Annotated in this window: 9 protein-coding genes; 6 read left to right on the top strand and 3 right to left on the bottom strand. The window is 67.4% G+C overall.

Features of this window, described 5'->3' with window-relative positions; all coding sequences use genetic code 11:
- Positions 1-97: 97 nt before the first annotated feature.
- The 3 genes from ACLJRM_RS35465 to ACLJRM_RS35475 all read left to right on the top strand — a co-directional run bounded on the left by ACLJRM_RS35465 (position 98) and on the right by ACLJRM_RS35475 (position 2280).
- The gene (locus tag ACLJRM_RS35465; protein ID WP_101609458.1) at positions 98-1051 is read left to right on the top strand and encodes a hypothetical protein; all 954 of its coding nucleotides are present in this window, start codon (positions 98-100) and stop codon (positions 1049-1051) included.
- A gap of 79 nt (positions 1052-1130) precedes the next feature.
- Positions 1131-1916, top strand: coding sequence for a hypothetical protein (locus ACLJRM_RS35470; RefSeq protein ID WP_410665577.1), 786 nt, complete (start codon positions 1131-1133; stop codon positions 1914-1916).
- A gap of 10 nt (positions 1917-1926) precedes the next feature.
- On the top strand, positions 1927-2280 hold the full coding sequence (locus tag ACLJRM_RS35475) for a hypothetical protein (RefSeq protein ID WP_101609457.1): 354 nt from the start codon (positions 1927-1929) through the stop codon (positions 2278-2280).
- A gap of 45 nt (positions 2281-2325) precedes the next feature.
- Here ACLJRM_RS35475 and ACLJRM_RS35480 read toward each other — a convergent pair whose 3' ends face one another.
- Positions 2326-3024 carry a S1 family peptidase gene (locus ACLJRM_RS35480; RefSeq protein WP_410665624.1) on the bottom strand — a complete coding sequence of 233 codons (699 nt, stop codon included), beginning with the start codon at positions 3022-3024 and terminating at the stop codon, positions 2326-2328.
- A 324-nt stretch (positions 3025-3348) separates the two neighbouring features.
- On the opposite strand from ACLJRM_RS35480, the gene cpt reads away from it, so the two are divergent.
- Positions 3349-3873 carry a chloramphenicol phosphotransferase CPT gene (cpt, locus tag ACLJRM_RS35485; protein WP_410665578.1) on the top strand — a complete coding sequence of 175 codons (525 nt, stop codon included), beginning with the start codon at positions 3349-3351 and terminating at the stop codon, positions 3871-3873.
- A gap of 275 nt (positions 3874-4148) precedes the next feature.
- Here the strand turns inward: cpt and ACLJRM_RS35490 are convergent, their stop codons facing one another.
- Both ACLJRM_RS35490 and eccCa read right to left on the bottom strand, forming a co-directional pair.
- Positions 4149-5327, bottom strand: coding sequence for a DUF222 domain-containing protein (locus tag ACLJRM_RS35490; protein WP_410665579.1), 1179 nt, complete (start codon positions 5325-5327; stop codon positions 4149-4151).
- 403 nt (positions 5328-5730) lie between these two features.
- Positions 5731-9672, bottom strand: coding sequence for a type VII secretion protein EccCa (gene eccCa, locus ACLJRM_RS35495; RefSeq protein ID WP_410665580.1), 3942 nt, complete (start codon positions 9670-9672; stop codon positions 5731-5733).
- Positions 9673-9825: 153 nt separating this feature from the next.
- Here eccCa and ACLJRM_RS35500 point away from each other — a divergent pair, with 153 nt between their 5' ends.
- Both ACLJRM_RS35500 and ACLJRM_RS35505 read left to right on the top strand, forming a co-directional pair.
- Positions 9826-10602 carry a WXG100 family type VII secretion target gene (locus ACLJRM_RS35500; protein ID WP_101609453.1) on the top strand — a complete coding sequence of 259 codons (777 nt, stop codon included), beginning with the start codon at positions 9826-9828 and terminating at the stop codon, positions 10600-10602.
- 20 nt (positions 10603-10622) lie between these two features.
- The gene (locus ACLJRM_RS35505) at positions 10623-11687 is read left to right on the top strand and encodes a hypothetical protein (RefSeq protein WP_101609452.1); all 1065 of its coding nucleotides are present in this window, start codon (positions 10623-10625) and stop codon (positions 11685-11687) included.
- The last annotated feature ends 7 nt before the right edge of the window (positions 11688-11694 follow it).

The following is an 11694-nucleotide window of genomic DNA, read 5'->3' on the forward strand; positions in this document are numbered from 1 at the left end:
CACTATTACCCACAGCTCGGGGGTAGGGCCTTCCCCACCTTCGATCCGGGGGAGTACTCCAGTGTTCGAAGTGGAGCCTCCCGGCACCCTCTAATCCATGGTGGACAGGGGATCCAGGACGGTACTGCATCGCCCGTTGATGATCTTGGCGGCGGCGATGGCGGTGCTCGGGACGATCGCGCTCGGCGGTCTCGTTTTCGACGATCGCAGCCTCGTCAACGCGCCCATTTGGCTCAAACCGCTCAAGTTCACGATTTCCGTGGGGCTCTACGCGGTGACACTGGCCTGGCTGATCGGACAGCTGACCCGGGGGCGGCGGCTGGGCTGGTGGCTCGGGACGGTGTTCGCGGTCGGCCTCGGCCTCGACATGGCGCTGCTGTTCTGGCAGGTCATCGTCCGCGGCAGGACGCTCCACTTCAACCAGGAGACCCCGGCCGACCAGTGGATCAACAACATGGTCGCGAACGGCGCCTTCACGGGCTGGGGAGCGACGGCGGCGATCGCGGTTCTCCTGCTGTTCCAACGTCTTCCCGACCGGGCGATGAACTCCGCGTTACGCGCGGGTGCCGCGTTGTCGGTCGCGGGCATCGGGATCGCGCTGCTGATGTTCGGGCCGAACGAACAGCAGGCGGCCCAGTTCCGCTCCGGCGAACGGCCGTCGATCATCGGCGCCCACGCGGTCGGTGTGCCCGACGGCGGTCCGGGGCTGCCGGTGGTGGGCTGGAGCACCGTCGGCGGGGACATGCGGATCCCGCATTTCGTCGGGATCCACGCGATCCAGGCGTTGCCGCTGGTCGCCTACGGTCTGCTCGTGCTCGCCCGGCGGTATCCGGTGCTCGAATCGGAATTCGTGCGGCGGAATCTGGTCCGGACCGCTTCGGTGGGTTTCGCGGGATTGCTCGTGCTGCTGACCTGGCAGGCTCAGCGGGGACAATCCATCGTGCACCCCGACTTCTGGACGCTGGTCACGGGCGCCGGGATCATCGCCGTCGTGACGGCCGGTTCGGTGCTCTCGCTGCGGGCTCCGAGGCCGATGCACCAGCTGACGTGATCTTCACCGTATCTCCGCGAAATCCACTCGGGACTTCCCTCGCGATCGGATAGTTTCCGGTGCGATGAAGGGGGTAAGCGTGACTGGAACGCGGACTTATCGGCGGGTTTCGGGCAGACGCGCGGGCGTACTGGTCACCGCGGCGGTACTGAGCGGTGGGGCGGTGCTGATCGGCGGGGTGGCGTGTTCGTCGGGATCTTCTCCCGACGCGGCCGCTCCGGCGGCGCCCGAGGCGTTCGGTCCGGCGGGATATCGCGGGCTGACCTTGGGGATGGCCAAGGACGCCGCGCTGGCGGGCGGGAAGCTCGCCTCGGCGCCGACGTCCAATTTGGACGGTTGTACCGATTTCTCCTACACCGGCGGCCCGGCACCCGACCCGGCGCGGATGAAGGCCGAGGCCGACGTCGAGGCCAAGGCCAAGGACCTGAACAAAAAGGCCGACGAACTCGAGGCCGATCCGGAGTCGAAGCCGGGCGCGTCCGCGGAGGAAAGCGCCAAGTCGGCGGAGAAGTCCGCCAAGGACGCTCTGCTGTTCGCCGATGCCGCGCAGGCGTCCGCTGATCTGGCGGGCAAGCGGGAGGAACGCGACAAGGCGTTCGTGGTCGCCGGTGGCGCCTCCTTCGGCAAGGACGGGCTGCGTGAGCTCGCCGCGCCGTCGGACGCCAAGACGGCCGAGGGGATCGGTGCCGGTTCGTCGTTGGCGGAACTCAAGACGGCCTACGACGTCAAGGGGATGAAGACCGGCGACAACGGCCGGTTCCAGGTTCCCGTCGACGGGAAACCGGACTGGGTCTACGAGTTCACCGTCGCGGGGGACAAGGTCGGCTCGGTGTCGATGGTCAATCCGAAGGCGAAGTGCGCCTGAGTTTCGCTCCGTGGACGATGAAGATCACGAGTACTGCAAGGTCTTTCTTCAGGCGAAGGAAGACCTTGCGGTCGATTTCTTGACCGGCTTGCTGGGTGTGCGAGACCGGCTCGGGGTGTTCTCCTTGCCGGAGGCGATCGTGGACGTCTCGCGGAACCCCGGCAGGGGCGCGACCGGCGACTTCATCGGGTGGCCTGCCATCGTCGAAGTGGAGGCCGAGGAAGGCGCCGAGAGGGCGTCCGTCGTCGGCCTCGTTTCGAGGATCTTGTCCGCGCTGTGGGAGGCAGGGATCCCGGCCGTGGCGGCGTGCGACTACGAAGACGAACTGCCATGGCGGGGCGGAATCGGACGGCTGGAAACGTGAAGGCGATGGGGCCGTTCGCTTTCGAACGGCCCCATCACCTTCGTGTCAGACTCCCGCGGTGGTGCGGATCCAGGTGCGGCTCGCCGCGACGCTGGCGTAGTTCTGGGTGCCCTGCGGGTTCGTGCCGGAGTTGCTGCCGGTCGAGCAGACGCCGACCTGGACGCCGCCCGAGAGCTGCGGGCCGCCCGAGTCGCCGTGCCAGGCCGAACCGTTGACGCCGACACTGGCGATGGCCTGGCCGCCGTACGCGTCGCTGCTGGTTCCGGTGATGCGGACGTTGGCCGTCTTCAGGACGCTCGACGGCGGGTTGTTGCCCTGTGTGCGACCCCAGCCGTAGATCTGGTTGGTGGTGCCGCTGGACGGGTTCGCGGTGCCGAGCTTCATGTACGTCGTGCTGACCGCGGTCGTGAGGTGCAGCAGCGCGATGTCGCCGCTCGGGGCGGCTTTCTGCTGGTCGACGTCGGCTTCGGTGCCCTGGTTCAGGTTCACGTTGCCGACCTTCACGTGCATGCCGGGCTTGTTGAGGCAGTGCTTCGCGGTGAGGACCCACTGCGGGGCGATGATCGTGCCGGAGCAGTTGAAACCGCCGAACGCGGTGGCGTCGTCCCAGTAGATCTGGGCGCCCCACGGCGCGGAACTCACGGTGCCGCCGCCGATGATGTCCTGGCCCGCGTTCGCGGCGGGGGTGGCGGCAAGGGTCAGCGCCGCGGCGGCGCCGGCCACCGTTGCGACGATCTTGGACATACGCATGAATACGCCCTTCGGCCTGCGTCGGGGAGTTCGTTTCGACTTGAAACGGTTTCACCAAGTTAGGCGGCGGTAAGGGCTTTTGTAACCTACCGAAGTCGGTAAGCGTTGCGAGGAAAGTATTGGGCCGTCCGGGTCGGGGGGCGGCCGGTGTCCGATTGGGATCGTGGCGCTGGACAGTGGCGCTGGACAGTGAGGCTGGATCATGATGTCGGATCGTGAGACTGGGGTATTTCGGGTGGATTCTCCGTTTTCTCCGGGAAGGCGTTTCTTGGCGCGGTGGTTCCGCGTTGGCCGATCGAGCCGCCTAGGGTGTGGTGGGTGACGACTCGGGTGATCGTGCTGAACGGTGGGTCCAGTTCGGGTAAGTCGGGGATCGCCCGATGCCTGCAGGCGGTGCTGCCGGAGCCTTGGCTCACTCTCGGCGTTGACACCTTGATCGACGCCATGCCGTCCACTGTCGACGATGGGATCGACTTCGCGAGTGACGGCGGGGTGAACGTCGGCTCCGGGTTCCAACGTCTCGAAAACGCGTGGATGGCCGGTGTCGCGGCGATGGTGCGGGCGGGCGCGCGGGTCATTGTCGACGACGCGTTCCTGGGCGGCGCGGAATCGCAGCGGCGGTGGCGTGAGGCGCTGGACGGGCTCGAAGTGTTGTGGGTCGGGGTTCACTGTGACGGTGTTGTCGCCGCCGGGCGGGAGATGGCGCGAGGGGACCGGGTCGCGGGGATGGCGGAGGCGCAGGCCGAGGCCGTGCATCGGGGTGTGGTCTATGACTTCGAGGTGGACACGGGGTTGAACGAGGCTTTGGTCTGTGCGCGGGAGATCGCCGCACGGATTGCCTAGGCGGCAGCCCGGTGCGCGGTCGGCGTTCACCTGGTGGGGCGGCGGCTGCTCGAAGACTCGAGGTTCGAGCGGTCGCGACCTGAGCCGGAGGGTGGCATCGCGATCGGCGGTGCGGCTCTCGCCGAGCTGGCCGGCTGGGGCTGATCGACGAGTTCGCCATCGGCGGTGCGTTAGGTCCTGTTCGGACGTCATGTCGCTTGTTATTTCTTGCAGGCAGAACGGGTTTCGTCCGCCCCGGGTTCCGTGAATAGCCACCAGGGCCATGGCAGGCCTGGTCAAACCGGCATGTCGTCCTCTGGTTCTTCGCGTGGTTCGTGGAGTGGTTCGGGTGTCGCGTCGTAGGTGTGCCCGCTTGGGGTGGTGAGGGTCATGCCGCCGTTTCCGGTGGGTTCGGCGTACCAGCCGGGTTCTTCTTTGAGTAAGTTGTGAATTTTGCAGTTGCCGTGGCAGTTGTGGTGATTGGTTTTGCCGTCGCGGGCCCAGTCGGTGATGTGGTCGATTTCGGAGAACTCCGCCGGACGGTGACAGCCGGGATGGGTGCATTCCCGATCCCGTGCCTTGATCAACCGAGCTAATGATGCCGGTGATCGATAGGTTCCGGCGCCGGCTTCGAGGAGTTGACCGGTTGCGGGATCGGTGATCAACCGCGACCAAGTCGAATCCGGATCCGAAGCGATTTCACGGACCAGCCAGTCCGGAATGGGCCCGTAGCCCGCCAGGATGGCAGGGTCCTCGCGAACACCGACCAGGGTCAGGAGATCCACGTAGACGTGAATGTGCGCGCGAGGCTTTCCGCGGCCGTCTTCGGCGAGGAGACGTTCGCCGAAGATGTCGGCGCGATGCTGGTCGAGGGTGCGGGACTTGTCTTCCGCCCGGCGCGTTCGTGCGGCCCGGCTCATCGAGGCATAGATCGAACCGGCGACCTCCGCGGGAAGATGTCCCGAGAGTGTGGACATGGTCTCGTCGTCGTGCTCCAGCGAAATATGCCGTAGCTCGCGTTTCTTTTTCGCTCGATCCCGATATCCGTCGGGATCGAACTTCTGCACGGCGTGGTTCACCGAGCTGCGGATCGCCGAAGGATCACGACCCGCCAGACGTAGGGACATCCATTCGTCCACCTGCGCGGCGACCTCGTCCGACACGTCACGGGTCAACCTGGTGACCTTGGACGCCTTGAACAGATCGATATCGCCCTTCTCCAGTGCCGCCAAGGTGTTCGGCAATCGGGCCACCAGGGCGCAGGAGGTCTCGACGAGCAGGAACGCTTGATTGCGGGAGACCGAGAGGCGCAAAGCCACCTCCTCGGTCACCGATCTTCGCGACCCGCCGACGGCGGCGAACTCGGCTAACGCGCGGACCTGACGACCCTGTGCCTGACGATGTGAAACCTCCTCGTCGAACGCGGTCTCAAGAAACCGAGCAGCTTTCAGGTTAAAAGCAAGAGTTGTGGTCATGCCGATGATCATAGTCGAACATGAGTTCGATCACCACTGAATGCGTGACCGGATTTACGCGGAGAGTGAACGGTCCGGTGAGTGACCTTTCCCGGGTTGCGGGCCCATTCACGGGGCGTCGCGGACTTCAGTGCGACCGCAAGTCGTCTCGCATCGCTTCCTGTACGGACGGACTCCCGGGTGCGCTTCAGTTCCCTGGGGTTGGCTTCCCGTTCAGGGTCGGTGACGTCTTTGCCCCCGGCGGCCACAGTGCGTAAGCCGCGTACGGTCCGGAAGTAGTTCACCGCCGCCGTCGTCACCTCAGTCGGCGCGACCACTTCCAGTTGGTGACGCTGCTCGTAGCAAGGTGCGCGTGGCCGGTAGCGTCGTCCACTGCATTCGTCAAAGGTTACGACCGTCCGGCTCAGTCCTCCACAGGCTTCGTCCAAGCCACCTGGACCAGTCCCGTCCCGTGCCTCCGCGAAACCAGCACGCCCCGCCCGGCAGGCTGCGGCCCCGGCTTCACGTCCCCGAGCAGCGCACCCTCTTCCCGCGACCCGGACATCACGAGACCAGGCGACCCCAGTTCGCGAATCCGTTGCAGCACCGGCTCGAACAGCGAGCGCCCGGCCCCGCCGCTCCCGCGCGCGAGGATGAGGTGCAGGCCGATGTCCCGTGCCTGCGGCAGGAATTCCAACAGCGGCAGCAACGGGTTCCGGCCCACGGTCGCGACCATTTCGTAGTCGTCGACGACCACGAACAGCTCCGGCCCCCGCCACCACGACCGGTTCCGCAACTGCTCGGGCGTGACATCCGAACCGGGAAGCCGGTTCCGCATGGCCTGCTGGCACTGTTCGATCAGCCCGGTCAGCGCGGTCTCGGAACCCGCGTAGCCCAGCAGATGCGACTCCGGCACCGCGCCGAGCAGCCCTCGCCGGTAGTCGGCGACGATGATCGCGGCCTCCGTCGGCGAATACTTCGAAGTGATGCCTTGCGCGATCGCGCGCAGGAGCGAGCTCTTTCCGGATTCCACATCGCCGAAGGCCACGAAATGCGGTTCGGTGGCGAAATCGAGGTACACCGGCCGCAGATTCGATTCCGCGATGCCGAGCGTGACCTGTTTGCGCGGCCCCGCTTCCAGCGAGTCGAGTGGGATCTCGGGCGGCAGCAGCCGCACGGCCGGAGCCGGCTTTCCCTTCCAAGCAGCGGAAATCCGCCGGTTCAGATCCAGGCCGCCCGCGCCGACGGTGTCCGGCCGCTGATCCGAATCGATCCGCGGGAGCGCCGCGAGGAAGTGCAGTTTGTCCGCGGTCAGCCCGCGGCCCGGCCGGTCCGCCGGGACGTTCTGCGCGATCTTGCGGTCGATCAGCGAGTCCGCCGGTTCACCCAGCCGCAGTTCGAATTTGGTACCGATGGCGTCGCGCAGCGGCGCCCGCATGCCCATCCACTGGTTGATCGAGACGACGACGTGGATGCCGAAACCGAGCCCGCGCGAAGCCAGGCTGGTGATCTGTTCCTCCAGCTGCTCGTATTCCTGCCGGATCGTGGTCCAGTTGTCCACGAACAGGAAGACGTCGCCGAACTCGCGGCCCTCTGTGCTCTCCTTGAACTCCGCACGCCGCTGGCGGAACGTCGTGATCGACTCGATCCCGTTGGCGGAGAAGAACTCCTCACGCTGTTCGAGCAGGGTCGTCAGTTCCGCGACGACCCGGCGGCAGCGCTGGGCGTCGCGGCGCGTCGCGTATCCGGACACGTGGGGCAGCCCGGCGATCGGCGCCAGCGCGCCACCACCCATGTCCAGGACGAACAGCTGGACCTCTTCCGGCGTGTGGGTGAGCGCGAGCATCGCGGCGATGTCCCGCATCAGCGTGCTCTTGCCGCTCTGCGGCGCTCCGACGATCAGCGCGTGCCCGGCGGCACCGGAGAAATCGGCCCACAGCATGTCGCGCCGCTGCTCGAACGGCTTGTCCACCAAGGCGACCGGGATCATCAGCTTGCCGTTCCCGCCCCAGCCCAGCGGGCACAGACCGCGTGCGGCGTCCTCGCCGAGCGGCGGAAGCAGCTGGTCCAGCGTGGGCGGTTCGGCCAGCGGCGGCAACCAGATCTGGTGCGCTTCCGGGCCTTTGCCTTCGAGTCGCGAGATCATCGCGCCGATGATCGTCTCGCCGGTGCCCTTTTCGACCGGTTCCTCCGCTTCGACGGTCACCGGGATCTCCACCGGCGCCAGCGTGAACGGCATCAGCCCGAGGCTTTGGCCGTCCTTGCGCACGATCTTGCTGCGCGGTGGCAGCTCTCCCGAGACGTACGCGGCCTTGAGCCGGATGAGGGTGTCGTTGTCGGACTTCAGATAAGCCGAGCCCGGCACGGGCGGAAGCTGGTAGGCGTCCGCGACCCCGAGCACCGCGCGGCTCTCCGACGCGGAGAAAGTCCGCAGGCCGATCCGGTACGACAGGTGCGAATCCAGTCCGCGCAGCCGTCCTTCCTCCAACCGCTGTGACGCCAGCAGCAGGTGGATCCCGAGACTCCGCCCCAGCCGTCCGATCGCGACGAACAGGTCGATGAACTCCGGCCGCGACGACAGCAGTTCGCTGAATTCGTCGATGATCACCAGCAGCGACGGCATCGGACGCAGGTTGACGCCGGATTCCCTGGCCTTTTCGTAGTCCCGCACCGACGCGTAGTTCCCTGCCGCGTGCAGCAGCTCCTGACGCCGCAACAGCTCGCCGTTCAGCGCGTCCGCCATGCGGTCGACCAGCGCGAGATCGTCGGACAGGTTGGTGATGACGGCGCAGGTGTGCGGCAGCCCGGTCATCCCCGCGAACGTCGCGCCACCCTTGAAGTCGATGAGCGCGAGGTTGAGCTTTTCCGACGAATGGGTGACGGCGAGCGCGGTCACCAGCGTCCGCAGCAACTCGCTCTTGCCGGACCCGGTCGCGCCGATGACCAGCCCGTGCGGGCCCATCCCGCCTTCCGCGGACTCCTTGAGGTCGAGGTCGACCGGCCTGCCTTCGGGATTGATGCCCAGCGGGATCCGCAACCGGTCCCGCGCCGAACGCGGCGCCCAGGTGACCTCGGTGTCGGTGTCGCGCGGGTCGCCGATGCCGAGCAGCCCGGCCAGCCCGAACGTCGCCGACATCGGCGCTTCGCTGACCACCGCCGCCCCCTGGAACAGCGGCGTCAGCATCCTGGCCAGCGCCTCGGCGGCCCCGCGGTCCAACGTGTCCGGGGTGCCGAGGAATCCGAGCCGCTGCTCGGTGCCGTCGCCGACGACCATCCCGAGTTGTTCGGGGCTCATGTGCAGGCTCAGCAGCCGTTCGGACGAAACCGACCGCGGCTGCTCCGCGCCGATCTCCACCACCGTGACGCCGAGCCTGCCTTCTTCGGCGACGAGCCGCGGGTCGGCGAGGGTGTGCCCGCCGTCCACGATCACGACGATATGCGGCAGGTCCAGCCGGGAATCCGGCCGTCGGGTGAACGCGGGCCGGTCGCCGAGGTCGGGGCCGAGGAGGTCGGCGAGCTTCCCGGAGTCGGCGTCGACGAGCCGTCGCGGACCGGCCGCGTCGGCGGCGGTGGAGGCGACGTGCGGCAGCCACTTCGCCCATTCCCAGTCGTGCAGCCGGTCGTCCTTGACGCACAGCGCGATCCGCAGGTCGCCGGGTGAGTGGAAGGTCGCGAGCTGGGTCAGCATCGCCCGCGCGGTCCCGAGCGTGTCCGGACGGCGGCCGGACAGACTGACCTGCGCGAACGACCTCAGCGAGACCGCGACCGGGAGACCGTCGACCGTCGAATAGGTCCGGATGAAGTGCTTGAGGTTCGTCGAGCACACCGGATCGAGGTCTTCCAGCGGCACGGTTTGCGGCGCTTTCAACGGCGTCGCGAGCCGCTGCGGCCCCGTCCCGACGCGCACCTGCCCGAACTGCGAGTCGGACCGGCGGCGATCCCACAGCTTCCCCGTCTCGATGTACGCCCAGAGATCCGCCGGATCGGGCTGCAACGCCGCCATGGCCGCGCGCTGGCTGTCCGCGATGTCGCGGACCTGGCCGCGCAAACCGGTCAGATAGCGCTGGTAATCCCGGCGCTCCTCGTTGATCTGCGCCTTCTTCGCCGCGCCGCCGCGGCCGAGCGACATCACCACCATGCCCGCCATCGCGGTGAGGAACAACGCGCCGAAGATGTAGGTCATCACCCCGCCGTCGCGTCCGATGTAGACGAACGACATGGCGCCCATGCCCAGCATCATCGGCATGAACATCAGCAGTTGCATGGCTCCGCCGGAGGAGCCCTTCGGCAGCATCGGCGGGGACTGCAGGACGATTTCACCGGGCTGCTCGCCCAGGGCCGGCATGCGGTCGCGAGTGGCGCTCATCAGGGTCTTTCTGGCCGCGTGTGGGTAATCCTGCCGATCATTCTGGCCACTCGTGCCGCCGTTGCGGTGGGTACTTTTGCCGTCCGCTCGCGTCTGGTGGCGAACTTACGCTGCTGGTCAACGCAGACGTGGGGGAACGAGAAAAGGAGAACCATGGTCGGCACGGGCGAGTACCGGGCGGAGCCCGAGGCCATGCGCTCGGCGGTCGGGAACCTGGGCGGCATCATCATGCAGGGCATCAATGTCGTCGGCGACCTCGAGCGCACCGTCCTGCAGCCGATGTCGTTCGCCACGTTCGGCAGTGCGGTGGCGGCCGCCAACACGGCCATGCAGAGCCAGCAGGTGGTCGCGGTCCGCACCCTCCTGCAACTGCTGCAGCAGATCAACGGCTTCATCAAGAGCAGCGCCGACGCCTACCAGGCCGCCGACGAGGCGGTCGCGGGCGGCTACGGAGGCCGTCCCGGCGGCGGCGCGGGATCGACCTCGTCGATCTGGGGGAACTCGCACGCGTCCGAACTGGCGACGCTGGCCATCAACGACAGCGCCGGGAGCAACGGCGAACCTTCGTCGGTCGGCAATGTGCTGCGCTACCTGGGGGACGCGCGGCTGGGTCAGCTCGGCGACCACCCGATCACCGACGCGCGGTTCCACGGCGTCTCGGACTTCAACGACTGGCTGGCCGGTGACGCCGACAACCAGGCGCGGGTCGGGGTCATCGAGGTCTACGCCGGTACGGCGCGCAACTTCGGCGACGTGCCCGGCGGGGTGCACAGCGGCGACGTCGTCGTGGTCGAACCGCTCCTGTTCTCCGACAACAAGCCGGTCATCGCCATCGCCGGAGAGGGCGGACTGCTCTACAACCACGGACTCGTCGAAGCGGACATCAACGGCCTGGCGAAGGTCAGCGTCTACCGCCCGGCTTCCGTCTGACTTCCGGCCTGAGGAGCGACATGCTGACTTACCCGAATTCCAGCGCGATGGACGCGACAGCGTCCTCGGGCGGGCCGATCACCATTCTGCCGCAGATCCTCACCGGTCAGCCGGAGCAGATCGCGAAGCACGTGCTCGAAGTGCTCAAGAAGGCCAACGAGTTCCTCACCATGTACAACGAGGTGACGAAGGCCGCCGAGCAGCTGAAGAAGATCTGGTCCGGTGGCGCTTCGGACTCGGCGATGAAGAAGATCACCGACTCCCTGAACTCGCTGACCAAGATCGTCCAGGTCGTGCAGAAGGGCGCGGAGCTGCTCGGCATGGCCGGGACGCTGATCAAGACCGCCCAGGCCGCCTACAAAGCGGTGGTCTCGGCGGTGAACCCGACGGTCGCCGGGCTGATGTCGAATCCGTGGACCTACGGCGCCGCCGTCGCGCTTTCCACCGCCACCAGTGCTTCGCTGCGCGCGTTCATCACCGCGATCGGCGCGCTGCTGAAGGCGCTCGGCGTCGTCGACCTCGCCAACCAGATCACCCAGATCGCCAACATCATCGGTGAGGTCCAGAAACTGTTCGGGCACAGCGATTCCGGCAACGGTTCGGCGGGCAACGCGGCCATCTCCGGCACCCCGGTCACGAACCCGCAGGCGCCGGGTTCGGTCGCCAGCGGCGCGGGACAGGCCGCTGTCGGCGGTTCCGGTGGTGGTGCGGGCGGAGGCGCGAGCGGCGGCTCCGGCGGGGGCACGACGCCGGGCGAGACGCCGCCGTTCACCCAGTACCGGCCGCCCGCGCTGGGCGGGAACGGCGCCCAGGGCAACTGGCCGGGCGGCGCCGACTCCTGGATCCCGGTGGACAGACCGTCCGGCGGCGGCTCGGGTTCCGGCTCCCTGCCGGGCGCGGGTGCGGGCATGGGCAACGGGAACACGGTCACCATCACCACCGACCTGAGCACCGGGAAGTCCACCGTGCAGGCGCCGGGCGGTCAGGACATCGATATCGACATCGACATGAACTACGGCGGCAAGCACTTCGAGCAGCACATCGACATCGACGCGGGAGCCGACTCACCGGCGAAGGGCAGGTAAACCGTGT

The sequence above is a fragment of the Amycolatopsis sp. lyj-84 genome (assembly GCF_046549075.1).
In the GTDB taxonomy this organism is placed as follows: domain Bacteria; phylum Actinomycetota; class Actinomycetes; order Mycobacteriales; family Pseudonocardiaceae; genus Amycolatopsis.